The following is a 25,795-nucleotide window of genomic DNA, read 5'->3' as shown; positions in this document are numbered from 1 at the left end:
ATCTACAACCAATAAGAAGATTTATAATGAAAACCAACCCACTATTGATGGCGCTGCTCGCCGCAGGACTGGCTCAGCCGGCGCTGGCTGCCGATAAGGCCCCTTTTACTGTCCAGGATCTGGTCAAGCTCAACAAACTTCATTCTGCCGCTGTATCCAATGACGGCACCAAGCTTATCTACGGCCTGAAAAAGGTTACCGATGATGGCAGCAGCTCAGATCTCTATCTGTTGGATCTCAGCGACAAGCATGCGACTCCCAAGCAGCTGACTTCTGCACCGGGTACCGAACACGATGTGGCCTTCAGCAGCGACGATAAGCAAGTCTATTTTATTGCTGCCCGTGATGGCAGCAGCCAACTGTATCGCTTGCCGCTGGATGGTGGTGAAGCCCAGGCCGTATCTGATCTGCCTCTGGGTATCGACGGCTACAAATTATCGGCCGATGGCAAGCAGGTGGTGATGAGCATTCGTGTGTTTCCCGAGTGCGACACCCTGGAATGTTCAAAAGCCAAGTTTGATAAAGAAGCCGAGCGCAAGAGTACAGGTCGTGAATACGATCAGTTGATGGTGCGTCACTGGGACACCTGGTCTGACCATGCCCGTAATCACCTGTTTGTGGCGCAGCTTGAAAACGGCAAGCTGGGTAAGCCGGTGGATGTGACCCAAGGCCTGGATACCGAAACCCCGCCAAAGCCATTTTCCGGCATGGAAGAGGTGACATTTAGCCCGGATGGCAAATACATAGTCTATAGCGCCAAGGCACCGAGCAAAGATCAGGCCTGGACCACCAACTACGATCTCTGGCAGGTGCCGGTAACAGGTGGCAAGGCCAAGAATCTCACCGAAGATAACCAGGCCTGGGATGCTCAGCCGGTGTTTTCCGCCGATGGCCGCTATCTGGCCTATCTGGCGATGAAAAAGCCCGGATTCGAGGCCGACAGATACCGCATCATGCTCAAAGACACAGTCACGGGTCAGAGCAAGGAAGTGGCGCCCATGTGGGACAGAAGCCCAGCCTCACTGAGCTTTGGTAAAGACAACAACACCCTGTATGTGACCGCTCAGGATCTGGGCCAGGTATCTGTCTTCGCCATCAACACTCAGTTTGGTGATGTGCGCACTATTTACAACGATGGCAGCAACAGCCTGGTGGGTCTGGCGGGCGATCGTTTGATCATCAACCGTAAGTCGCTGATAGAACCGGGCGATCTCTACTCCATCAATATGGATGGACAAGATCTGACCCGTTTGACTGAAGTCAACAAGGCCAAGCTGGACAAGGTCCAGTTCGGTGAGTTCGAGCAGTTCAGCTTCAAGGGCTGGAACAACGAAGAGGTTTATGGTTACTGGCTCAAGCCGGCGAACTTCAAAAAAGGCAAGCAGTATCCGGTGGCCTTCCTGGTACACGGCGGCCCACAAGGTTCATTCGGCAACAGTTTCAGCTTCCGCTGGAATCCACAGTTGTGGGCCGGTGCCGGATATGCCGTGGTGATGGTGGATTTCCACGGCTCTACCGGCTATGGTCAGGCTTTTACCGATTCCATCAGCCTGGATTGGGGCGGTAAGCCTCTGGAAGATCTGCAAAAAGGTCTGGCTGCGGTTGCCAAACAGCAGAAGTGGATCGATGCCGATAACGCCTGCGCCCTCGGCGGCTCCTACGGCGGTTACATGATGAACTGGATCCAGGGTAACTGGAACGACGGTTTCAAGTGCCTGGTTAACCACGCCGGCTTGTTCGATATGCGCTCTATGTACCATGTGACCGAGGAACTCTGGTTCCCAGAACATGAGTTTGGCGGCAGCTATGAGCAGGCCAAGGATCTTTATGAGAAGTTCAATCCGGCCAACTATGTGGAAAACTGGAAAACGCCCATGCTGGTGATCCACGGCGAGAAAGACTTTCGGGTTCCTTACGGTCAGGGTTTGGCGGCGTTCAGCTATATGCAGCGCAACAATATCCCTTCGGAGCTGCTGATCTATCCGGACGAGAACCACTGGATCCTGAATCCCAATAACCTTGAGCAGTGGTACGCCAAGGTGCTGGGCTGGATGGACCGCTGGACCAAGTAGAACAGGGAAACATGGCACAAGCTTGGTTATATGTTGCAGCGACATATACAGTTTATAGCCACAGATGCTGACTTAAACCACAAAGAGCCAAATCCGACGACTTCAGGTTGTCGGATTTTTTGTGTCTATAAGTAAAAATTTGATATCAGCGACGGTTAATAGCCGTTTTTAATAGGATGTTTTGCTAACAGAGAAAACGCTATCTATACGACAAGCATAAAGGCGTCATTTTCTTGGGAATGAGATCTACTGTTAACTTCTGAATACGGGGCCAATCATCTGATTGTTTTACCTATTTTAATGCTGTGCAGACTGCTTTTTACACCTGGGTTAACTATGTCCCCATTTATTCTTTAAGTTTTGATGCTAGTTATCTTGAATGAAGACCAACTATTGAAGTGAAGGTTGGGAAGGACAATAAAAATGCCGTCCACAATTGTGAACGGCATTTTGTGTTTCCAGTGATATTATCGACAGTCTTAAGCGGCTTGTTCTTCGCGGTTTTCCGGCTCCAGGCTCTGAGCCTTGAGTTCGGCGGGGTCAAAGTCATCCACGTTGATGGACTTCATTCGGCCGATTTCAGCGCGCTCCAGCAGGGCCACTTCTGCATCGCTCAGAACACCCAGCGCCTTGCCTTCTGCGGCCACTTTATCCAACCACATGAAGGGCAGACGTTTGCCGGCAGCCTTACAGACTTTGTCATACAAGGGCTCTGCCGCCAGTATGTCTTTGAAGGTCTGTTCCTGAATACCTACGGCATTATTGTCGCAGGCTTCCCAGAATTGTCCCTTACCCAGACGGTCACGGCTGGCACAAGGGGTCTGCATTATCTTGGCTACCTTGTGGTCCAACACATCACTTGGGCGCTTCAGTGGTCGACCGAAGGGGAACAACACCAGGCGCAGCACGCCGCCGAGGCCAGCAGGGAAGTTATCCAGCAGCTCATCCAGAGAAGACTGCAGCTTGTAGAGCGCGTCTTCAACCGCCCACTGTACCAGTGGCAGATCTTCACTTTGACGGCCTTCATCCTGATAACGCTTGAGGGTTGCTGATGCCAGATACAACTGGCTGAGCAAGTCACCCAGGCGAGCAGAGATCCGCTCTTTACGTTTGAGGTTACCCCCTAAGGTCGCCATCGCCAGATCCGACAGCAAGGCCAGGTTGGCACTGAAGCGGTTCATATGCTGATAGTAACGCTTGGTCTTGTCGGCAAAAGGCGCATTGGAGAAGCGACTGCCGGTGAGGCCCATCCACAGGCTGCGGATAAGGTTACTTGTGGTAAAGCCGATATGGCCAAACAGCGCCGCATCAAAGTTATTCAGGCCGCGGTTTACGTCGGTATCAAAGGCCGACTCCATCTCTGCCAGCACATATGGATGGCAGCGAATGGCACCTTGACCATAGATGATCATGGAGCGGGTCAGAATGTTGGCCCCTTCAACCGTAATGGCGATAGGTGCCGCTTGATATCCGCGTCCCAGATAGTTGTTGGGGCCAAGACATACCCCTTTACCACCGTGAATATCCATGGCGTCGATAACGCATTTCTGCATTCTGTCGGTCAGGTGATATTTGACTATCGCCGAGATGACGGAAGGCTTTTCACCCAGATCAATACCTGTGGTGGTCAAGGAGGTTACAGCGTCCATCAGATAGGCGTTACCGCCGATACGCGCCATAGGCTCTTCAATGCCTTCCAGCTTACCTATTGGCAGCTTGAACTGACGACGAATGCGGGCATAGGCACCGGTTGCCAAAGCCGCGGTTTTAACGCCACCGGCTGAGTTGGAGGGCAGGGTGATGCCGCGGCCAACCGACAGGCATTCCACCAGCATGCGCCAGCCTTGTCCCGCCATTTTCGGGCCACCTATGATAAAGCTCAGAGGGACAAACACCTCTTTGCCTCGGGTTGGACCATTTTGGAACATACAGTTGAGCGGGAAGTGGCGACGGCCGGTTTCCACACCTTCAACATCGGTTGGGATCAGGGCGCAGGTAATGCCCAGCTCTTCCTTATCGCCAAGCAGATGCTCGGGATCTTTAAGCTTGAATGCCAACCCCAAAACTGTGGCAACAGGTGCCAGGGTGATATAGCGCTTGTTCCAGGTCAGTTTCATCCCCAGCACTTCTTCACCTTGCCATTGGCCTTTGCAGACTACACCGAAATCCGGAATGGCGCCGGCATCTGAGCCGGCCTCAGGACTGGTCAGGGCAAAGCAGGGAACTTCCAAACCTTTGGCCAGGCGGGGCAGGTAGTGATCCTGCTGCTCCGGGGTACCATAGTGCTGCAGCAGCTCACCCGGGCCCAGTGAGTTGGGCACACCTACGGTCGAGGCCAATTCACTGCTGACACCGGCCAGTTTTTGCAGTACCCGGGATTGGGCGTAGGCAGAGAATTCCAGACCACCGTACTTCTTCTTGATGATCATCGCAAAGAAGCCTTTATCTTTGAGGAATTGCCATACTTCGGCAGGCAAGTCCGCCAATTGATGGGAAACCATATGCTGGTTAACCATGCGGCAGACCTCCTCCACAGGTCCTTCCAGGAAGGCATGCTCTTTGGCGCTCAGACGGGCAACCGGATAGTTGTGCAGCTTCTTCCAGTTGGGATTACCGGCGAAGAGATCGGCTTCCCACCAGGTAGTACCGGCTTCAATCGCCTCTTTTTCGGTGGAAGACATCTCCGGCATGATGCCGCGATAGAGTTTAAGTAATGGCCGGGTTATCACACTCTGCCTGAAGGCACTCAGGTTCAGCGGCAGGGCAATAACCAGGAAAATTATCCAGCTAATCAGTCCAGTTACATCCAGCAGGCTGCCTGCTGCCATGACCACTGCGGCGGCTATGGTTGCAGTCAGCAGGGATACTCTGAGGTACGCTGCTGCTCCTAAAACCAAGAGCAATGCCAGGATCCATAGTAGGGTAGTCACTGTTTGTTCTCCTTAATAAAACGACCACTTTATTCAGTGTAGAACGCCTCACTTGAGAGCGATCAAGATCACAATTATAGTGTGTGGTCAGACCTGTGTCGCAATAAAATTAAACCTAAGCGAAATCGAATACAAGCATTTTTCAAACAATTGTTTAAATTTTTTATTGCAAGCAATAATTCCCCTGCCGACAAGGCTTGGCTACAATGCCGCAGATAATGAAATAACAGATTCAGTGACAGGAAAACCAAGATGTGTGAGCTGCTGGCGATGAGTGCCAATGTGCCAACGGATATTGTCTTCAGCTTTACCGGGCTGGCGGAGCGAGGCGGGGTGACCGGGCCCCATGTGGATGGTTGGGGGATCACCTTTTATGAAGGCAAGGGCAGTCGCACCTTCAAGGATGCCAGCCCCAGCAGCCAGTCCCATGTGGCAAGCCTTATCAAGTCATACCCGATCAAGAGTGAAGTGGTGGTCAGCCATATTCGGCAGGCCAACCGCGGTGAAGTCTCGCTGGAAAATACCCACCCCTTTACCCGCGAGCTTTGGGGGCGCTACTGGACCTATGCCCACAACGGCCAGTTGTCTGACTATGAACAGAAGTTTCAAAGCGGCCGCTTTCAGGCCGTAGGTGATACAGACAGTGAGCAGGCCTTTTGCTGGATAATGAGCCGCCTGGCCGAGCGTTTCGGTGAATCCGAGCCGGATGATATTTTGCCCGTGTTTGAATATGTCGCCCAGCTTGCCGAGGAGATCCGCACTCTAGGGGTGTTTAATATGATCCTCAGCGATGGCCGTTATTTGATGAGTTATTGCAGCAATAACCTTTGCTACATCACCCGCCGGGCGCCCTTTGGCCGGGCGCAGCTGATAGACACGGATGTGGTGATTGATTTCGACACCCAGACCACCCCTAAGGATGTGGTCACTGTCATAGCCACCCGGCCGCTGACCGGCAATGAAAACTGGCAGCTATTGGCGCCGGGGGATTGGAAATTATTCCGTCTTGGCGAGCTGGTTATTGACTTCCGAGCCCAGGCTCAGCTTGGCTAACTTGATATCGAGCTGCTTGCTGCCTGACTCGAAATGGGTCAGGCGCACCGGCAGCCAGCCGAGATCCGGTGCCATCCAAATAAAGGTCTGCCGTTTGCTGCTGTCGCGGACCACTTCCAGTTTCACCGTGTTATAAACGCCACTGTCCAGTGTCATCCGCTCCTTGCCGACTATCTTGAAACTATAGTCATCTATCTCGTTGTCCTTGACCAGCTCATAGGCCAGTGGCTCCTTGCCGGCGGCGAGATCCAGCCGAAACTGCAGCTGTACCATCAGGGCATCGTAGAGGGCGCCTGAGTAGTCCAGCTTGCTCTTTTCATCCTTGTAGCGACTGAAGATTTTGCCCTGCTCCTTGGCAAAGGCTATCTGCTCATTGAAGTTGGGGCCTGTGCCGGTTCGCTGATGGCTGAAGCGCAGCGGCGTCAGCTGACCATCCTGATAGGTAAATTCACTGCGGATATGGCGTTTATCGCTCAGCACCAGCAGGCTGAGATCGCTGTCCAATTTGTATTGATAGAAGTCGCCCTCTGGCGGCAACAGCATAAAACGGGCGCCACCGAGATTGATTTCGCCATAATTGACCTGATATTCAGCAGTGTGGGGTGTCAGGGGGCTGGTCTGCGCCCATAGCGACAAGGGCAGTAACAGTACCAAGAGTAGAAGTGAACGGATCAAAGGCAGTCTCCTGTGGTTAAAACGGCATGGACAAGACCAGAGTGGCCATGTCCGGCCGCCACTCATATTCAGACAGGGCAATTCTGCCTTGGTTCACTTGTACGCCTTCGCTGCGCAGCAGGCTCATCTGTAGCTTAAACGGATGGGTATCCTTGGCAAAGGAGATTTTCCCCTGACTGTTGATCACCCTGTGCCAGGGCAGTGCCAGGCTGTCCGGCGCCTGTTTCAGTGCCCGGGAAACATAGCGTGCCCGTCCTGGTAAACCGGCATAGTCGGCAATCTTGCCATAGCTTGCCACCCGACCTTCGGGGATCAGTGCAACTATGTGCCAAATCTTCTGCATTGGACTTAGTGGCGGGGCGCTCGTTTCCGGGGTCATCTTGGCTCCTGATGCTATTGGCGCAAATTATAATACCATTCCATAGCGGAGGTTACTCACTTGGCAAAAGTGTCATGGCGGCTCTGCGCTGCACATGCAAGATTTGCCTTTTGATGCTTTTTCGCCATAATGGCGCCCATTGAACGCCAAGTCGAGTAAATTGAGAATATAACCCTATGGCAATTATGGATATTTTGACGGTTCCCGATCCCAGGCTCAAGCGTAAAGCCAAGCCTGTTACCGAAATAGAAGCCGTGCAGCCTTTCATCGATGATCTGTTGCAAACCATGTATCACACAGACGATGGTATCGGCTTGGCCGCGACCCAGGTGGGCAGTGAACACGCAATAGTCGTCATTGATATCTCAGAAGAGCGCAATCAACCTCTGGTGCTGATCAATCCGCAGATCACTGAGTCCAGCGGCGAATTTATCGGTGAAGAGGGCTGCTTGTCCATTCCCGGTTATCGCTCCAAGGTAAAACGCTTCGAGTCGGTCACTGTCAGCTATCTGGATCGCCAGGGCCAAGCCCAGACGCTCCACAGTGATGATTTCCTGGCCATAGTGCTGCAACATGAAATCGATCATCTGCACGGCAAGGTATTTATCGAGCATCTCTCTCGCCTTAAACAGGAGATGGCACTGAAGAAGGTGCGTAAGTTTACCGCTTAAGCGATAGACTTAAGTTGGGCTTCGCTGCAGCTTGGCAGTTGCAGCGGCAGCTCAAGCAATATGCTCAAACCGCCCTGAGGCCGGTTGACCGCTAGGGCCGAGCCGCCCAGGAGCTGCATACACTGGCGCACAATCGCCAATCCCAGCCCATAACCTCCCTGAGAGCTGTGACGCGCTTCATCCAAACGGGTGAAAGGGTTGAACAAGGCTTCCAGTTGCTCCTTGGGGATCCCGGGTCCATCATCGCTGACACTCAGCTGCAGCCTGCTATCACCTAATTTGTCGTCACCCAACTGAGATACCTGGATTTCCACCCGGCAGGTTTCACCGGCATATTTGAGGGCATTGCGACAGACATTTTCCAGCGCCCGCTTCAAGTAGGCCATATCGGTATGCAAAGTTTGCTCATCAATGGGGGCCTGTGCCCAGACTATGCTTTGCTTGGGGCCAGACTCAAACTCCAGATCCTGCAGCAGTGAGCGGCGTAATTCTGTCAGGGTAAAAGGCGCTGCCGTCAGCTTGATGAAGCCGTTGCTCAGGCGGCTGAAGTCTAAAATGGTGTTGATCAATTGCGCCATCTCTTCGCCCTGGCGTCTTAGCCTGGCAAGCGGTTGTTGATGTTCCTCCCCCAAGCGATTTTCCAACAGGTGTAAGGCCAGCTCCTGCCGGGCAAGAGGAGTGCGCAGTTCGTGGGAGACATCCCTCAGTAACCGCTGCTGGGTTTGAATGCTTTTTTGCAGCTGCTCGGCCATATGGTCAAAGTCGGTCGCCAACTGGAAAAACTCCGGCTGCTTTAGTGAAAAATGGCCGGCAATCCGGGTATCGAGTTGACCCTGTGCCAGCTGACGGGTGGCACTGCGCAGTAAACTCAGCGGCTGGATCAGATAGCGGCTCAACAGACGACTGAACAACAAGAGCACCAGTACTCCTACCAGGATACGGATAAGCCAGAGGCTTTTATCCAGTTGCTGCGCCGGATGTAAAGAGGCGTTGAGCTGCACCACCAAGAGCAGGGGATTATCCGGCTCCAGGCTATTGCGTAGTGGTAGGCCTATCAAAGGTTTTTGCACCCTGTCTCCCATAGGCTGCTGCAACTGCCTGAGGAAATTGAGTTTGTAAACAAAGTGCGGGTGCATTTCCCGCTGACTCACCGCCTGCTGCTCGCTATCCAGCACATAGAGTACAAATGCCTGCCGTCCCTCCCAATCCGCCAGTCCCGTAATATCGCCCCTGACGATATAGTCGTTGGCCTCATCGGCCAGTTGCTGTAACTGGCTTTGGGTCTGCTGGGGCAGCAGTAACAGGCGGTTTAGCAACATGGCTTCAATACCACTGGCGAGCAGCAGGATAAGCAGTAATGACACACCAAAATAGCCAAACAGTCGCCATTGGAGTTGGGAAAACAGGCCGGAAAAGGGCAGCAAGGCACGCTCCTGAATTATTCGCTGAAGTCGAGAATATGTTTCGATAATCATTCTCATTTATTCTATCTCGGGTTAAGGCTTTGGCGCCAGCACGACTTGTCAGTTGGCTAAAGTTAGTTATACTGTATAAAAATACAGTATCGGTGTTTTTCATGCCTGTTTCAGCCAAAACTCACTCTGTAAAATCTAATTCAGCAAAATCTCAGGCCTTGAACAGCCTGCTGGAGCGCCGGGATCTCTGGTTGGGGCCGGGCAGTCAGGGCAAAATATTGGGGTATCCCAGTGGTTTTGAAGCATTGGATGCGCAGCTCAGTGATGCCGGGTGGCCAAGGCAGGGCATTTGTGAACTCTTCAGTCAGTCTCCGGGGCACGGGGAACTCAGCCTGTTGCTGCCTTTGATGCGTTATTTACTGCCGGCTCAGTGTGGCTCTTATTCCGAAAGAAATCATTCCGAAATAAATCATTCGACAACAAGTCAGTCCGCAAAAAATCAGTCCAAAAGAAATCAATTTAGAGGGGATGAGTCCAGAGATACCATGATAATGCTGATAGCGCCGCCACTGCAGCCGCTGGCACAGAGCTTTGCCCAGCACGGTATTGCCGCCGAGTGTATTTTGTGGCTGGAGTTAACCCAGCGTAAAGAGGTGCTCTGGGCCATGGAGCAAGGGTTGAGCAGCGGCGCCTGTTCTTTGGTGCTGGCTTGGCTGGACAAGCTGACACTGAGTGAGGCCAGAAGGTTGCAACTTGCTGCAGAGCAGGGCAAGGCGCTGGGAATTTGCCAGTTGCCTATGGCTCAGGCCGATAGTAATCATCCTGTTACCCTAAAGCTGGCTATCAGCGCGGCTGGCGTTAATACCGCCAGGCTGCAAATTTTAAAGCGTCGCGGTGGTTGGCCCGTCCCTGAATTGCATCTGCGTGGCTTGCCGGCACTGGCGCTTGAACTGCCCCATGTCGAGCCGGGTGTGGTAACCCTGAGAAGCGGCAAGGCGGGTCTCAATCATAGTTTAAGTAACTCAACAGATTTAATTGAGCCAAACCATTCCGGCCGCAAGGCCAATGGCCCTGTGCTTCACGACTCTGGTTTACATGGCACTGGTTTTCATAGCACTGGTCTTCACAACTCTGGTTTTCATAGCACTGTGCTTCATGGTCCTTGGGGGATGGCGCAGTCAAGGATTGCTGCATCCAATGAATGCGCGGCTAATCCCTGGACGGCACGGCAAGAGTCAAATAAACCCGCGGGGCTTTTCCCAAGCGCTAATCCGCAACCGGCCAATTCTCAAACGGCCCAGAGCCAAGCCGCTCAAAGCCATACTGCTCAGAGTCAAGAGGCTATCTGAGATGCCCCAGGTATGGATGGGAGTCTGGTTTCCACAGCTATTGCTGCAATATCAGCGTTATCGCCTGGCTATGCTGGGCAATATGGCGGGCGCTATTACCGGTTCTATGACCGGTACTATGACCGACACTGTGACAGGTACTATGACTGGAAGTATGACAGGCAGTGGTGCGGCTCAGGTTCAAATACGCGCTCAAACTCAGCCCCAAACCCAAAATCAACCAAAAGCAGTGCCAACCGCTGCGGCGTCAGAGCCTTTTGATCCCCAAGTCCCCATGGCCTTGTATGACAGCCGGAAGCTGGTTATACATTCGGCCTGTCCCGCCGCTCAAGCAAAAGGCGTTACAGCTGGGATGAGTATCGGCAGCGCTCAGTCGCTGCTCGGAGAGTTGCAACTCTGGCCGCTGCAGGAGGTGGACAGCGAGGCGTTGCGGGATTGGTTATGTCAGTGGAGCTATGATTTCAGCGCCAGAGTCTGGCCGCCGTTGTTATCCGGACTTACTGAACAAGCGGCTCAAAGTGCGGCCGATGCGCGCTGGCCTACAGATACCCTGCTGCTGGAAGTGGGATCCATGGTTAAACTGTTTGGCAGTTTGAGCGCCATTGTCGAGGCTTATCTCAACGAAGTCGCCGACTATGGTCTGGAATGCTCATTGGTGCTGGCACACAGCCCGCTGGATGCGGCGATATTGGCGCGGCATACTCACGTCGGCATCAGCGCGGTATCAGCTGCCTTCATGAGCACGCCCACAGCTGAAAAAGCCGGGCGCCTCAAGGTGCATCACGGCTTACCGCCGGATTTACCACTGGATTTGCTGCCATTGACCCAAGAGGAACGGCAGCGGCTCGGCGCGCTTGGGCTGACGACTCTAGCCATGCTTGATGCTTTACCCCTTGCCGAGTTGGGGCGGCGCTTTGGTCAAGGTTTGCTGCAGCTGCTGGCACAAATCCAGGGGCGTTTGCCCTGTTGCCGCAAGGGATATGAGTTACCCGAACAGTTTCAGGCCAGGTTGACCTTGCTGCATGATGTTGAGTGGGTTCAGGGATTGCTGTTTCCATTGCAAAAACTGCTGGGGGAATTGGCAACCTATTTGCGGATCAGGCAGTTGGCGGTGCAACAGTTGGAGCTGTGGCTGAAGTTTCGCGAGCCAGAGACCCCGGCGCTGCAACTGACACTCAACTATCCCTTCGGGGAATATCAACTGCAGGGACTATCTCAGCTCTGCCGCTTACAGCTGGAAGGATTGCAACTGCCGAGCCCGGTCGTCGATATTGAGCTGCGAGCCAAGCAGTTTGTGTCGCAGCAGCAGGGCAGTCGAGAGTTGACCGAGTCCAGAGAAGGGCAGCAGCAGGATGCCAATCAATTACTCGCCAGATTACAGGCCAGGTTAGGTAACCATAAGGTGCGCTCTTTGGTGTTGGCGGCCGATCCCATGCCTGAACTGGCCAGTACTGCGGCTCCCCTGACTCGCTGGCCGCCACCGGCAAGGCCGCCCGTTCAGCCGTCGCTGGCGCTGCGACCTCTTTGGCTGCTGCAAGAGCCGCAAGCCATTGCTCCTGAAGCCGTGGAGCTGCTTAGGGGGCCGGAAAGGTTACAGAGCCCCTGGCATTCAGGGCCTTTTCCCTGCCGGGATTATTTTCTTGCCCATCATAAGGAGAGCGGCGGTCTGTGTTGGCTGTTCCGCACCGCTAATGGGCTCTTTCTTCATGCTTGGTTCAGCTGATGTACGCCGAATTGCATGCTATTTCCAATTACAGCTTTTTGCGCGGGGCTTCCCACCCGGATGAGTTGGTGCAGCAGGCCGCCAAACTGGGCTATGAGGCCATCGCCATTACCGACGAGTGCTCTCTGGCTGGTGTGGTCAAGGCGCATGAGGCCGCCAAAAAAAGCGGTATCAAGCTGATTGTCGGCGCCGAATTCCACCTGCCGGAAGGCTGCCTGGTGCTGCTGGCAAGAAATCGCCGGGGCTATGGTCTTATCAGCACTCTGATAACTAAAGGGCGGCGCCGGGCCGATAAGGGCAAGTATCGGTTAAGCCTAGATGATTTTGCGGCCATTGACCGCGGCTGCTTTTGCCTGTGGCGGCCGCCATCTGTGAGCGAGTTGCTGGTGCAAGCCGACTTGCAAAGCACTGAGCACCAGAGTCTTGGTCAGCAGAATGTCGATCATCAGAACTCTAAAAACCAGGGAATAGGCAACCAAAGCCCAAGTCAGCAAACCCCTTGGCTGACGCAGCTGCAGCAGCGCAGTCTGGCACAGTTGAATACCCTGACGGCACGGGTTAAAGCCGCGTTTTCACTGCCGCTTTATCTCTTGATGGAGCGGCAACTGCAACCCGGAGAGGCTTGGTATCTCGAGGCCTGTGAGGCGCTGTCGAGTTGTTTTTCCCTCCCCTGTGTCGCCGCCGGTAATGTACAGATGCATCTTGCCGAGCGGCAAAGGCTGCACGATGTGCTCAGCTGTATCCGCCATGGCTGCGCCGTGCCCATGGCCGGCGAGCTGTTATCGGGCAATGCCGAGATGGCGCTTAAGCCGATAACCGCTATGGTCAGGCGTCACCCTCAAGTTTGGTTGGCAAGGAGCTGTGAGCTGGCGTCCCGGTGTCATTTCAGTCTGGATGAACTCAAGTATGAGTACCCGGCCGAGTTGGTGCCAAGCGGCCTAAGTGCCAGTGAATATCTGGCGCAAGAGGTGGAAAAGGGCGCCAGCAGGCGTTTTGGCGAGGCGGTTCCACCTGAAGTGCAGACTCAGTATCGGCGCGAGCTCAAGCTGATTGCCGAGCTCAATTATGAATACTTTTTCCTGACCATCTATGACCTGGTCTGTTTTGCCGCCAGGCAAGGGATACTGCATCAGGGACGAGGTTCGGCCGCCAACTCTGTGGTCTGTTATTGCCTCGGGATCACCGAGGTGGATCCCACCAAGGTCAACATGCTGTTTGAGCGTTTTATTTCTAAGGAGCGCCATGAGCCGCCGGATATCGATGTCGATTTTGAACATGAACGCCGCGAAGAGGTGATCCAGTATATCTACCAAAAATATGGCCGTGAGCGTGCAGCCCTGGCCGCCAGTGTGATCACTTATCGTTTCAAGAGTGCCATGAAAGATGTTGGTAAGGCCCTGGGGCTCAGCGAGCAACGGCTGGATGAGCTGATAGGCGCTGTCGATCGCCGCGATCCGCAAGTGCCTTGGCAGCAGCAGTTGCAACAAGGCAAGCTGTTGCCACAACAAGGTTTGGGGCAGTGGTTGTTGCCGCTGGTGGAGACTCTGATGGGTTTTCCAAGGCACTTGTCGCAACATGTCGGCGGCTTTGTGATTTCGGCCGGGCCATTGGCCGAGCTGGTGCCGGTAGAGAATGCCGCCATGGCCAAGCGCACTGTGATCCAATGGGACAAGGATGATCTCGAGAGCCTGGGGCTGTTAAAGGTCGATGTATTGGCGTTGGGAATGCTGACGGCGATCCGCAAATGTTTCGAGTTGCTCTCCCGCCACATTCATCCCTTTGCCATGTCGGATATTCGCTGGGAAGATCCGGCTGTCTATCGTATGTTGCAGCAGGGCGACAGTATGGGGGTGTTTCAGGTGGAGTCACGAGCCCAGACCAGCATGCTGCCCAGGCTTAAACCCGCCTGTTATTACGATCTGGTGATACAGATAGCCATAGTGCGCCCGGGGCCAATTCAAGGAGACATGGTGCATCCCTTTCTGCGCCGCCGCGATAAAATCGAGTCGGTCACTTTTCCTTCGGCCGAGGTGGAAAATGTATTGTCACGCACTCTGGGGGTGCCCATTTTTCAGGAGCAGGTGATCCAATTGGCCATGGTCGCCGCCGGTTTCAGTGGCGGGGAAGCCGATCAGCTGCGCCGCGCCATGGCTAGTTGGAAACGCAGTGGCGAGCTGGAGCAATTTGAACACAAGCTGCTTCAGGGGATGACGGCCCGAGGTTACAGTGACACCTTTGCCAGGCAGATATTCAGCCAGATCCGCGGCTTCGGCGAATATGGTTTTCCCGAGTCTCATTCGGCCAGTTTTGCGCTCCTGGCCTATGTTTCGGCCTTTCTCAAACACTATTACCCGGTGGCGTTTTGCTGCGCCTTGCTCAACAGTCAACCCATGGGCTTTTACAGCCCGTCACAGCTTATTCAGGATCTTCGTCATCATGGCGGCCTGGTGTTGCCGGTTTGCATCAACCTCAGCCAGTGGCACAGCACACTGGAGCGACAAACCGATGGTTCCTTGGCACTGCGCCTCGGGTTCAGGTTGGTCAAGGGGTTATCCGAGCACAGCGCCGCCAAGATAGTAGCGGGTCGGGGCGAGGGCTTTACTCACTTGTCGCAGTTGGCGGCTCTGGCACTGCCAAGGCGTGAGCAGGAGGCGCTGGCTAGCGCCAATGTTTTTGCTACCCTGGGGGGCGATCGCCATCAGATCAGGTGGCAGTTGGCCGCCCGTCAGCAGAGTTTGCCCTTGTTTGAGCTGCCGGACGAGGCCGATTTTCGCCTTGAAACCGCCTTGCCTGAGGTCACTGAAGTCGATGCCTTGCTGGCTGACTACGCCTGTACCGGGCTAACTCTGGGACGCCATCCTCTGGCACTGCTCAGAGAACAGGGGTTACTCGGCAAGTGTCACAGCGCCGCCTCTTTGTGGCAGTGCCGTCATGGCCAGAATGTGACTGTGGCCGGGCTGGTGGTCGGCAGGCAAAGGCCTGGCACCGCCAGTGGAGTCACCTTTATCACCCTCGAAGATGAAACCGGTAATGTTAATCTGGTGGTATGGAGTGATACGGCCAGAGCCCAGAGACAGGCTTATTTGAGCGCCAGGATCCTCAAGGTGAGTGGGGTCGTGGAATTTTCGTCCGGCGTATTACATCTGCTGGCCGGTCGGCTGGAGGATATCTCGGGCAGTATGCACGCGCTGGTGGTACACTCGCGGGATTTCCATTAGCCGATAACTCATTTTGAGCTGCTGTTGCCTGTGAAAATAATCCTGCTGACCCATGAAAGAGAGCTGAATCGAGCCAGTAATACAGCCACCCTGGCGCTTAATGCTTATCCGACTCTGTGTAAGCGGGTACTGTGGGCGCGTAAAGCCCCGGATGCTTGGTTAATGGAGCACTTGTCTTTGGGGCGAACCGCCTTACTCTATCCGCAAACCGAAGAAAGTACTTCCGAAGAAAGTATTTCGTGAACTCAAGCTGCAAATGAAAGCCCAAACTTAAGCCAAAACTTAAGCCAAAACCAAGACCCAAATCCAACTCCAGACCCAAGTTCAAAGCTAAACCCAAGCCCCGCTCAGGGCGCAACATTGCCTCAGGAAGCCGTTCAGAAAACTGCTCTGAAAGCTGCTCTGAAATTAGGGAAGCCGCTAAATTCGCTGGTCATACTCGATGCAACCTGGCAGGAGGCCGGCAAGATGTATCGCCAAAGCCCCTATCTGCAGTCGCTTGCCAGAGTCGAACTGCAAGCAGAGCTGGGCTCAGCGTTTCGGTTACGGCGCAATCAGCGCCAGGGCGGGTTATGTACCTTGGAATGTATTGCGGCTGTTTGGCAAGACTTGGGTGGAGACTATAGTATCGCCGCTCGGAGGTTACTCAGTGAATTTAATCAATGGCAAACTGAGATAAGAGCTCCGGCCTAGCTGCACTAGAGTTGGCACAGCAAGCCGGAAGCCGTCTCTCTAGGGCGGCGCTGAGTTAAGCCTATTCGCCTGCGTTAGATCACCGTCAGATAAACACACAGGAAATGGCAAACGGCGCCGCCCAATACAAACAGATGCCAGATGGCATGATTGAAAGGGATCGCCTTGGTGGCGTAGAAGATCACCCCCAAGCTGTAGCTCAGCCCCCCGGCCAACAGCAAGTTGAACCCGGCAGTTGACAGGTTATCGATAAGCTCAGGCAACACGGCGACGCAGAGCCAACCCATGGCCAGATATAGCACCAGGCTCAGCGCCTTGAATCTGTGAATAAAGCAGCTCTTGAACACTATTCCCCCCAGTGCCAATAACCAGATGGCTATCAGCACCCATTCTTCCTGGGCATCGGCCAAAGTAATTAACATCAGCGGGGTATAGGTTCCGGCGATTAACAGATAGATGGCGCAGTGATCCAGCATCTTGAGGCGCCGCTTCCACACTGGCTGAGGAATGCTGTGATACAGGGTCGAGCAGAGAAACAGCAGGATAATACTGCTGCCATAGATGGTTACACCTGTTAACTGAATGGCATCCAGCGAATGCCAGCCCTTGAGTAACATCAGCACTAATCCCAGAATGCCGGCAATCACCCCCAAACCATGGCTGACGGCATTGGCTATCTCTTCATTCAGACTGTATCCAGCGGAAAACTGGCCATTGAACTGGGCTTCGGCTGCTGGGACTTTGCTGTTGGGCATGATTGACTCTCTGGTTCGACCTCATTGAAAGTGAGTCTAACAGCGCTATGGCACTCTGGCTAGATAAAAGTGTACAGCTGTTCGCTGAGATTGATTTGTTCTTTAAACCGTATCATCTGCATTTTTTGCAAACGTCTAATGCTGCACCTTAACAACTCGTTGCTCGGCTTCCAAGTCGCTTTTTACAGTTATTTTGTTCAGAGGATCCCGTCAGCCTTATTCGACAAAGGTTTTACCTGTTTTGTTTGAAGCCATCGATTTGAGTTTGTAGCGTAAATTGCTTTTCAAACAAGGGAATGAACTTTTTACCGAGGGTTTTCTCTAACACTGAGTTTACATTTGGTGAAAGATAAATCAGCGGCTTATGCCTCCACATTCAGATAAATTGATTGCCAGCCGAGACGAAAGCCCGGCGACAATGGCAAGCTTGAGCTTCAGCATTCCGGGTAGGGATGCTGCCTTTGAGCTTGATCTGGATGAAATCCTTAACACAGGTTCCTGCCAACCAAGCCATTTTCAAATACATTCGATTGACCCTTTCTTTGACCAATCGCTTTTTAGTCAACAGCTTGGGGTTCAACCCCAATGCCTGGCGCAAGTTGGCATGGCTAAAAAAGCAGAGCAGGGGGATGCTGAGGCAAAGGGCAACGCCTTCAGTAGTTGGACCGTGGCGGGAGCCGCGCACTTAGTGCTATTGCTGGGGTTATCCTGGTTTTGGCAGCAAGCCGAATGGCAAAGAGTGGTGACAGAGCCTGCCAAACCCAAGGCGTTGCAATCCTATCTTTATTTCAGTCAGCCCAGCCCAAAACCGTTAACGCCAGTGCCGGAAGCCTTGGCCGAAGAAGCAATAACCCAGCCCAAGGAAGCGATAGAGGTTAAAAAAGCTGACTCAAGCAACAGCACTGAGCCACAAAAAACCGAGCCACAAAACACTGAGCAACAAAAACAAGCTGCCGAAGAGTCAGAGCAAGAGACTGAACAAGTGGCTGTTCAAGACCAGAAAGAGCAAAGCGTCCCCAAGATTCGGGCTCAAAGCGTTAAACCTATTGGTAGCGTTATTGAAGAAACGAAAAATGCAGCCGTACCTGCGCCAGAGCGAGCAAATGACTTTAAATCGCAGCCGGCAGAGCAAGCTCAGCTGGACTTCAGTTCAAACGCATTAAAGTCTGCCCGAAAAGTATTGCAACACTCTCAACAGCAGGCGCTGCAGCAGCTATCACAGCAATATGCGGATAAGGCTACGGGACGCAAGAGCCTCAGTGAAATGGATGGGGAGATGGAGGTGCTTTGGGTCAATGACGCCGATGATTTCAATAAAGTGGCCAGTCTGGATCTGCCGCTCGACCCTAACCGTATCGTCAAGGATGGTGATACCTGCTATCGGGTCGTCAAGGTGCCGACTCCGCTCAATCCCTACGCCGAAAACTTGGGGTTTCCATTTAAGTGCGGTCAGACAGAGATGGAAAAAGCGCTCAAGGAGGCGGTGGCCAGCCGTCTAAAGCGGCTTGGTAAGTGAGTTTTGCAATCAATTTATTTGATTTGAAATAAGATTATTTTCAATTTATGAGAATATTTTAATTTAATTCAAATGCTTAAGTTGTGATTTTAATGGATTCAACACTGCGGTGCGTTTTGCTATTGGGCTTGTTTCCTGCTTCGGCTTGTGCTTATACTCGGCAGCAATCTTGTCGGAGTGCCCTCTGGGCTGAGACCGTTTATTCGGGATCCGTTGAACCTGATCAGGCTAGCACCTGCGAAGGAAACAAGCATTCAGCTGCAGCATTACCGCAGCCACTGCGAGCAAAAATCTATGCCAAAGGCTTTAAAGAGCCGAGGCGATATCTGGCTTCTCCAGCGGACATTGAACTGACCTGAAACCACGAGGTCAGTCTGCCAACACCGCCGGAGGAGGACTCCAAATCAAGGAGTTTAACCAGTCAGCTTGCGCCGCTTATTATTCAACTCTCCTGACAAGCAATTTCATTTTCCAAAAGAGTGAGCTTGCTTATGTCAAATCGTCAATCCAATCGTCGTCAAACCCGTGAGGCCGCCCAGGCTTTTATCGATAACCTTAAACCCTTGCAGCATCCCAATTCACAGAAGCTGTTTGTTCAGGGCTCCCGGGCCGATATTCAGGTTGCCATGCGCCAAATCAGGCAGACAGACACCCGAATACCAACCCAAGATGGCAGTGAGCAATTTGAACCCAATCCCGTTGTACGTGTTTATGATTGTGCCGGCCCTTATTCAGATCCCAACGCGGCTATCAATGTGCGCCAGGGCCTGGATAAACTGCGCCAGGGCTGGATCTTAGAGCGTGATGATACGCAAGAGCTGACCGAGGTCAGTTCCAGTTTTACCCAGCAGCGACTGGCGGATGAAGGGCTGGATCATTTGAGATTCGACGCTTTGCCCAAACCGCGCCGGGCCAAGCCGGGTAAGCGGGTGACCCAATTGCATTACGCCCGCGCCGGCATTATCACTCCTGAAATGGAATATATCGCCATTCGTGAGAATATGGCCCGGGCCAATGAAGCGCTTGCCAAAGATCCGCAACTGGCCCGCAAGGCCAAAGGAGAAGCCTTTGGCGCTATAGTTGCCACGCCGATAACCCCTGAGTTCGTTCGCAGCGAAGTGGCCCGTGGCCGCGCCATTATTCCCGCCAACATCAACCATCCGGAAGCCGAGCCTATGATTATCGGCCGTAACTTTTTGGTGAAGGTTAACGCCAATATCGGCAATTCGGCGGTGACCTCTTCCATCGAGGAAGAGGTGGAAAAACTGGTGTGGGCCACCCGTTGGGGTGCCGATACGGTGATGGATCTGTCCACCGGCCGTTATATCCACGAAACCCGCGAATGGATAGTGCGTAACTCGCCGGTGCCCATAGGTACCGTGCCCATCTATCAGGCGCTGGAAAAGGTCAACGGCATTGCCGAAGATCTCAGTTGGGAAGTGTTTCGCGACACCCTGATAGAGCAGGCCGAACAAGGAGTGGATTACTTCACCATTCATGCCGGGGTCTTGCTGCGCTATGTGCCCATGACGGCCAATCGGGTGACCGGCATGGTATCCCGCGGCGGCTCCATTATGGCCAAGTGGTGCCTGAGCCATCATAAGGAAAACTTCCTCTACAGCCATTTCCGCGACATCTGTGAGCTTTGCGCCGCCTATGATGTGTCACTGTCGCTCGGTGACGGCATGCGCCCCGGCTCGATTGCCGATGCCAACGACGAGGCTCAATTTGCCGAGCTGGAAACCTTGGGTGAGCTGGTGAAAATCGCCTGGGAATACGATGTGCAGACCATAATCGAAGGGCCGGGCCATATTCCTATGCAGCTGATCAAGGAGAATATGGACAAGCAGCTTGAGTACTGTGATGAGGCGCCTTTCTACACCTTGGGGCCCCAGACCACGGATATTGCGCCCGGCTATGATCATTTCACCTCTGGCATAGGCGCGGCGATGATTGCCTGGTACGGCTGTGCCATGCTCTGTTATGTGACCCCCAAGGAGCATCTGGGCTTGCCTAACAAGGAAGACGTTAAACAAGGGCTTATTGCATACAAAATTGCGGCGCATGCCGCCGATGTCGCCAAAGGACATCCAGGCGCCCAGCTGCGCGACAATGCGTTGTCCAAGGCCAGATTCGAGTTTCGCTGGGAAGATCAATACAACCTGGGGTTGGATCCCGATACCGCCCGGGCGTTCCACGATGAATCCCTGCCTCAGGAGTCTGCCAAGGTGGCGCATTTTTGCTCCATGTGCGGCCCCAAGTTCTGCTCGATGAAAATCACCCAGGATGTACGCGACTATGCAGCGTCTCTGGCTGCATCCTTGTCTGCATCTCAGCTAGCTTCGGGGGATTCGTCAGGGCCAGACGCGGCAGAGCGCCAAACCGAGCCAGTGCAGGCAGAAGAACTGATGGCACAGCCGCTGGAAGTACTGGATGCCGAGGCGGGGATGGCGCGGATGTCTGCGCAGTTCAAGGCCGCTGGCAGCGCCCTGTATCAACCGGCAACAGCAGGCGAAAAGTCCGAGTCCAATCCCAATCCAAAGCCTAAGTCCAAGTCCAAGCCAGAGGCTACACGCTATGAAGAGGAAGCCTGAAATGGCGGCTGATAAAAGGCCGATAGTCTGGAGCATAGCCGGCTCAGACAGTGGCGGCGGCGCCGGTATCCAGGCCGATCTTGCCACCTTGAGTAATCTTGGCTGCCATGGCTGCTCTGTCATCACCACTTTGACCGCCCAAAGCAGTGTGGCAGTGACGCTAACCGAGGCGGTGAGCGAGGAGATGTTGCTGGCGCAGCTCAATGCTCTGCTCGGAGACTTACCGCCCAAGGCGATAAAAATCGGCTTGCTTGCCAATCAAGCGCAGCTGCAGCTGCTTTGTGACTGGTTGGCTCGGCACCTGCCTGATGTTCCTTTGGTGGTCGACCCTGTCATGGTGGCCAGTTGCGGCGATGCACTCTCTAAGAGTACTGCAACGGGCGCAGCGCGGCTCGATTACCGGCCGCTGGCGGTGCTCGCCACTGCGCTGACCCCCAATATTCACGAGCTGGCGTTGCTGAGTCGCAGCGATATTCATGACTTTCCTTCCTGGCAAGATGCGGCAACTTGCCTGGCAAACGAACTGCCTTGCCATCTCTTGGCCAAGGGCGGGGATTTCGAGGCGGGGATCGCGCGCGGTCTGGCAGAAGACTTATTGCTTTTTAAAGACTTGCCTCACAGCTCAGGGTTGCATCAACGGCAGGGGTTTGTGTTGGCGAGCCCAAGGCAAGCATCCAGCAACAACCATGGCAGCGGTTGCACGCTATCCAGTGCCATAGCGGCATTTTTGGCCCACGACTGGATCTTGCCCGATGCCCTAATTCTGGCCAAGGCCTATATCAATGGCGCTTTGGCGCAGAGTTATCGGGTAGGCACTGGTCCCGGGCCCTTAGGTCGACCCGGGGCTTGTCTGGCCGCCGAGCTTATGCCTGTCATCTGGCCGCTGGAGGATTATCCCTGGGCCAACCCAGCCCAAGTGCTCGGCGCCCCCTGGCTTGCAGCGCCAACCTCTGCTGATGCTGTTAGTGCTAAAGGCGTTAGTGCTGAAGGCTTTAAAACACTGCCCCATAATTTGGGTATCTACCCGGTCGTGGCCGATGTCGAATTGCTGGAAGCCTTACTCAAGGCAGGTTGCCGCACTATTCAATTGCGGCTCAAGGAGGAAGTACAGCCAGGTTCGAGCGCCGAGCAGGCGATCATTCGCGCCATCGCGCTCGGGCGCCAATACCAGGCGCGGGTATTTATCAATGATCACTGGCAACTGGCCATTGCCCACGGCGCCTTTGGTGTGCATTTGGGCCAGGAGGATCTCAGCCAGGCATCCCTTGAGGCCATTCAAGGGGCGGGTATGGCGCTGGGGTTATCCAGTCATGGTTATTTCGAGGCGCTGCTTGCATTGCGCCACAGGCCCAGTTATCTGGCTCTCGGACATATCTTTGCCACCAAGACCAAAGTGATGCCGTCTCTGCCCCAGGGACTGACGCGCCTTGCTGCCTATAGCGAAACCTTCGGCTCCTTGCTGCCGACGGTCGCCATTGGCGGCATTGACGAGCATAACCTTGATGCCGTCAAGCATACCGGAGTGGCCAATGTCGCCGTGGTGCGGGCCATTACCGAGGCCGCCGAACCGGTAACGGCTTTCAGGCACCTGACACAAAGCTGGTTAGGGCGAGCAGCCACGATTGCAAGCGGGATTAGCTATGCTCAACAAAATGCCGGGCTTCAGGAAGGTGCAGCTGAGCGGGATGGTACTGGAGTTCTGGGCCGTGCTGGGGTTCAGGACTGTGCTGGGGGTCAGGACTGTACCGGGCTGAGCGATCGCGACTTTATCCGTTACGGTAGCCAGTTGCTGCTGCCCAGAGTCTCAGAAGCGGGGCAGCTCGCCTTACAGGTAAAGACGGTCGCCATAGTGGGGCTCGGAGGTCTTGGTCATCATCTGGCGCGCTCTTTGGCCGCCGCCGGAGTAGGGCGTCTCATTCTAATCGATCCCGATATTGTCGAGTTGGGTAATCTGCCGAGGCAACTGCTCTACAACGAGCAGGATATCGGCCGTTTGAAGGTCGACGTGGCCAAGGAAAAGCTGGGGCGCGATTATCCAAACTGCCTGATTGAGATTGAGCCCAAGCTATTTGGCCCCAAGAGCGCGGAGCTTATTAGTGAGGCGTCATTGGTATTGGATGCCAGCGACAATTTTCTTTGCCGTCATAACCTTAACCAAGCCTGTGTGAAGTTGGGCAAAGAGCTGATTGCGGCGGCGATCAGCGCCGATTCCGGCCTATTGTGTCATACCGCCCCTTGGCTTAACCCCGAGGCGGGCTGTTATGAATGCCTGTTCCCTCGGGATAGCACTGGCTCGGGGCGCTGCCGCGACATGGGGGTGTTGGGTCCTGCGGTGCAAACCCTGGCGGCGATGCAGTCGCTGGCAGCCATCAATACTCTGCTTGGAGAGCGCAGCACCCTGGGACGGCTCATCAGCTTGGATTGCCGCACTCTAAGCATGCGTGAGGCCACGCTTTGTGCCGACCCGGCATGTCTTTGCTGTCAAACCCACACTCAGGCTGGACATAAAACACAAGCCCAATTCATGAAAGGGCGCCCAGAGCTTAGCCGTGAGGAGAATTGCGATGCAAATTAAGATAAACAATCAAGTCAAAGAGTTGCCTGAAGCTATGACGCTGTTACAGCTGCTCGAGTGGTGTGAGATAGCGCCTGGCAGCGTGGCGCTGGTGCGTAATGGCGCCGTAGTGCCCAGATCTCAGTGGCCAGAGCTTGAATGTCAAAACGGAGACAGCCTCGAGCTGTTTTCCGCCGTTGCCGGAGGTTGATATGTTGCAAATTGGCGAGTTTGAGTTTCAATCCAGGCTGTTTGGCGGCACCGGCAAGTTTGCTTCGGCAGAACTGATGCAACGCTCGCTCGTGGCCAGCGGCGCCGAGTTGGTTACTGTGGCGATGAAGCGGCTCGATTTTAACCAGGGCAGTGATGAATTGCTGGCACCGCTCAAAGAGCGCGGCGTGCAGCTGCTGCCCAATACCGCCGGGGCCCGCAATGCCAGGGAGGCGATTTTTGCCGCCGAGCTGGCGCGGGAGATGCTGGGCACCCAACTATTGAAGCTGGAGATCCACCCGGATCCCCGTTATCTATTGCCGGATCCGGTAGAAACACTGGAAGCGGCCCGAGTCTTGTGCGCCGAAGGCTTCACTGTTCTGCCTTATGTGCATGCCGATCCCGTGCTGTGCTTGCGCCTCGAAGAGGTAGGCTGCGCCGCCGTGATGCCGCTTGGCAGTCCCATAGGTTCCAATCAGGGGCTGGCCACAGAACCCTTTTTGAAGATCATCATAGAGCAGGCCAATGTACCTGTGGTGGTGGATGCCGGGATCGGCGCGCCGTCTCAGGCGATGCGGGCGATGGAGTTGGGCGCCGATGCCGTGCTGGTCAATACTGCCATCGCCTCCAGCTTGGATCCCGTGACCATGGCGAGTAGCTTCAAAGATGCGGTGCGCGCCGGGCGAGCGGCCTATCTTGCCGGACTCGGGGCCATCAGCAATCGAGCCCAAAACACCAGTCCGCTGACCGGGTTTCTCAATCTGGGAGAAAACCATGGCTGATTTTCTCGAGCGTTTTACCGCTATCGACAGAGATCTACTGCGCCTTGCTATTGCCAGTGTCAGCGCCGCCGAGGTTGAGCGTTGTCTGGCGCGGCCCGAGACGATAGCGCACAATCCCTCGGCCTTGCCCATTCTCTTGTCACCGGCGGCCCGGGAGTTTCTCGAGCCTATGGCGCAGCTCTCTGCAGCGCTCACCCGCAAGAAGTTCGGCGCCAACATAGGTCTCTATGCGCCGCTCTATGTTTCCAATCTATGCGCCAATGATTGCGACTACTGCGGTTTCAGCATGAGCAATAAAATTCGCCGCAAGACCCTAAGCCAGGCCGAACTGGATGCTGAAATTGCCATTCTCAAGCAGCGCGGCTTTGATTCTGTATTGCTGGTTTCCGGCGAACATGAAACCAAGGTAGGGCTGGATTATTTTGCCAAGGCGCTTTTGAGGTTCAAGCAGGACTTCAGCTATCTGGCGATTGAAGTGCAGCCCCTCGCCGAAGCGGGCTATCGGCGCCTGGTTGATGAGGGACTGGATGCCGTGATGGTATATCAGGAAACCTATCAGCCCGCCACCTATGACCGCCATCATCTTAGAGGCAATAAAAAGGACTTTGGTTTCAGGCTTAATACACCGGACAGAGCCGCCAGGGCCGGGGTCGACAAGATAGGCCTGGGGGTCTTGCTCGGGCTGGATGATTGGCGCCTGGACTCGGCACTGATGGGATTGCATCTGGACTATCTGCAGCAAAAGTACTGGCGTAGCCGCTTCAGCGTGTCGCTGCCAAGGCTCAGGCCCTGCGTTGGTGGGGTAACGCCGGCTGTGACTCTGGATGATGCCGGATTGGTGCAGTTAATCTGCGCCATGCGCTTGTTCAGCCCGGCGCTGGAGTTGAGTCTCTCTACCCGGGAGAGCGCCTCACTCAGGGACAATCTATTGCCCCTTGGGATCACTCATGTGAGTGCCGCCAGCTCAACAGAGCCAGGTGGTTACAGCAATCCCAAGTTGCAGCTGGATCAGTTCCAGATAAGTGATGAGCGAACTGTCCCTGAGGTGGTCAGTGCCATTCGAGCACAAGGCATGCAACCTGTGTGGAAAGATTGGGACGCGAGTTGGTTCGCAGGCGCCTCTTTTGCGGTAACCCATCAAGGCGCATGAACCTTTCGGGCTGTACATCTGCACCGAATTGACCAATAATCGTTCAAAGCTGTGGT

Annotated in this window: 19 protein-coding genes and 1 riboswitch; of the genes, 14 read left to right on the top strand and 5 right to left on the bottom strand. The window is 54.4% G+C overall.

Annotation, left to right across the window (positions count from 1 at the left end; translation table 11 throughout):
- Nucleotides 1-26: 26 nt before the first annotated feature.
- Nucleotides 27-2,072 carry an alpha/beta hydrolase family protein gene (locus AYI96_RS09960; RefSeq protein ID WP_144361532.1) on the top strand — a complete coding sequence of 682 codons (2,046 nt, stop codon included), beginning with the start codon at nt 27-29 and terminating at the stop codon, nt 2,070-2,072.
- Between the two features lie 479 nt (nt 2,073-2,551).
- On the opposite strand, the gene fadE is transcribed toward AYI96_RS09960, so the two are convergent.
- On the bottom strand, nt 2,552-5,002 hold the full coding sequence (gene fadE, locus AYI96_RS09955; RefSeq protein WP_144361531.1) for an acyl-CoA dehydrogenase FadE: 2,451 nt from the start codon (nt 5,000-5,002) through the stop codon (nt 2,552-2,554).
- Between the two features lie 252 nt (nt 5,003-5,254).
- Here fadE and AYI96_RS09950 point away from each other — a divergent pair, with 252 nt between their 5' ends.
- The gene (locus tag AYI96_RS09950; protein ID WP_039035273.1) at nt 5,255-6,055 is read left to right on the top strand and encodes a class II glutamine amidotransferase; all 801 of its coding nucleotides are present in this window, start codon (nt 5,255-5,257) and stop codon (nt 6,053-6,055) included.
- Here the strand turns inward: AYI96_RS09950 and AYI96_RS09945 are convergent.
- Both AYI96_RS09945 and AYI96_RS09940 read right to left on the bottom strand, forming a co-directional pair.
- Nucleotides 5,999-6,727: a DUF3108 domain-containing protein gene (locus AYI96_RS09945; protein WP_405130443.1), complete on the bottom strand. Its 729-nt coding sequence runs from the start codon at nt 6,725-6,727 to the stop codon at nt 5,999-6,001. The two genes, AYI96_RS09950 and AYI96_RS09945, sit on opposite strands and share 57 nt — an antisense overlap.
- 19 nt (nt 6,728-6,746) lie before the next feature.
- A complete protein-coding gene (locus tag AYI96_RS09940) occupies nt 6,747-7,109 on the bottom strand; it encodes an MGMT family protein (RefSeq protein WP_260852987.1) in 363 nt (120 codons plus the stop codon).
- Nucleotides 7,110-7,285: 176 nt separating this feature from the next.
- Here AYI96_RS09940 and def point away from each other — a divergent pair, with 176 nt between their 5' ends.
- Entirely contained in the window at nt 7,286-7,780 is a 495-nt protein-coding gene (gene def, locus AYI96_RS09935) for a peptide deformylase (RefSeq protein ID WP_039035272.1), read from the top strand.
- Here def and AYI96_RS09930 read toward each other — a convergent pair.
- Nucleotides 7,777-9,204, bottom strand: coding sequence for an ATP-binding protein (locus AYI96_RS09930; protein ID WP_233962384.1), 1,428 nt, complete (start codon nt 9,202-9,204; stop codon nt 7,777-7,779). The genes def and AYI96_RS09930 overlap by 4 nt on opposite strands.
- A 209-nt stretch (nt 9,205-9,413) precedes the next feature.
- On the opposite strand from AYI96_RS09930, the gene AYI96_RS09925 reads away from it, so the two are divergent.
- The 5 genes from AYI96_RS09925 to AYI96_RS09905 all read left to right on the top strand — a co-directional run bounded on the left by AYI96_RS09925 (nt 9,414) and on the right by AYI96_RS09905 (nt 16,178).
- Nucleotides 9,414-10,544: a hypothetical protein gene (locus AYI96_RS09925; RefSeq protein WP_144361529.1), complete on the top strand. Its 1,131-nt coding sequence runs from the start codon at nt 9,414-9,416 to the stop codon at nt 10,542-10,544.
- A 1-nt stretch (nt 10,545) separates the two neighbouring features.
- The gene (locus tag AYI96_RS09920) at nt 10,546-12,267 is read left to right on the top strand and encodes a Y-family DNA polymerase (protein WP_144361528.1); all 1,722 of its coding nucleotides are present in this window, start codon (nt 10,546-10,548) and stop codon (nt 12,265-12,267) included.
- Entirely contained in the window at nt 12,267-15,485 is a 3,219-nt protein-coding gene (locus AYI96_RS09915; protein WP_144361527.1) for an error-prone DNA polymerase, read from the top strand. Before AYI96_RS09920 ends, AYI96_RS09915 begins: the two co-directional genes overlap by 1 nt.
- A gap of 30 nt (nt 15,486-15,515) precedes the next feature.
- Nucleotides 15,516-15,728 carry a DTW domain-containing protein gene (locus AYI96_RS09910; protein WP_144361526.1) on the top strand — a complete coding sequence of 71 codons (213 nt, stop codon included), beginning with the start codon at nt 15,516-15,518 and terminating at the stop codon, nt 15,726-15,728.
- Between the two features lie 117 nt (nt 15,729-15,845).
- A complete protein-coding gene (locus tag AYI96_RS09905) occupies nt 15,846-16,178 on the top strand; it encodes a DTW domain-containing protein (RefSeq protein ID WP_144361525.1) in 333 nt (110 codons plus the stop codon).
- Between the two features lie 74 nt (nt 16,179-16,252).
- On the opposite strand, the gene trhA is transcribed toward AYI96_RS09905, so the two are convergent.
- Entirely contained in the window at nt 16,253-16,933 is a 681-nt protein-coding gene (gene trhA / locus AYI96_RS09900) for a PAQR family membrane homeostasis protein TrhA (protein ID WP_144361524.1), read from the bottom strand.
- Between the two features lie 604 nt (nt 16,934-17,537).
- Between trhA and AYI96_RS09890 the strand changes: the two genes are divergently transcribed.
- From AYI96_RS09890 to thiH, 6 genes are all read left to right on the top strand, one after another.
- Nucleotides 17,538-18,449 carry a hypothetical protein gene (locus tag AYI96_RS09890; protein WP_144361523.1) on the top strand — a complete coding sequence of 304 codons (912 nt, stop codon included), beginning with the start codon at nt 17,538-17,540 and terminating at the stop codon, nt 18,447-18,449.
- A 163-nt stretch (nt 18,450-18,612) separates the two neighbouring features.
- A riboswitch (TPP riboswitch) is annotated at nt 18,613-18,712 on the top strand.
- Nucleotides 18,713-18,940: 228 nt separating this feature from the next.
- Nucleotides 18,941-21,043, top strand: coding sequence for a phosphomethylpyrimidine synthase ThiC (thiC, locus tag AYI96_RS09885; RefSeq protein ID WP_144361522.1), 2,103 nt, complete (start codon nt 18,941-18,943; stop codon nt 21,041-21,043).
- A 1-nt stretch (nt 21,044) separates the two neighbouring features.
- Nucleotides 21,045-23,618 (top strand): thiamine phosphate synthase, encoded by a 2,574-nt coding sequence (gene thiE, locus AYI96_RS09880; RefSeq protein WP_260852986.1) that lies wholly within the window; start codon nt 21,045-21,047, stop codon nt 23,616-23,618.
- Nucleotides 23,608-23,808, top strand: a complete 201-nt coding sequence (gene thiS / locus AYI96_RS09875) for a sulfur carrier protein ThiS (RefSeq protein ID WP_039035260.1) — start codon at nt 23,608-23,610, stop codon at nt 23,806-23,808. The genes thiE and thiS overlap by 11 nt, the downstream gene beginning before the upstream one ends.
- 1 nt (nt 23,809) lies before the next feature.
- The gene (locus tag AYI96_RS09870) at nt 23,810-24,589 is read left to right on the top strand and encodes a thiazole synthase (RefSeq protein WP_144361520.1); all 780 of its coding nucleotides are present in this window, start codon (nt 23,810-23,812) and stop codon (nt 24,587-24,589) included.
- A complete protein-coding gene (gene thiH / locus AYI96_RS09865) occupies nt 24,582-25,739 on the top strand; it encodes a 2-iminoacetate synthase ThiH (RefSeq protein WP_144361519.1) in 1,158 nt (385 codons plus the stop codon). The genes AYI96_RS09870 and thiH overlap by 8 nt, the downstream gene beginning before the upstream one ends.
- Nucleotides 25,740-25,795: the final 56 nt, after the last annotated feature.

Origin of the sequence: Shewanella sp. MSW (genome assembly GCF_007636515.1) — a bacterium.
GTDB classification, from domain to species: domain Bacteria; phylum Pseudomonadota; class Gammaproteobacteria; order Enterobacterales; family Shewanellaceae; genus Shewanella; species Shewanella indica.
This window is presented reverse-complemented; position numbering and strand designations above follow the sequence as displayed.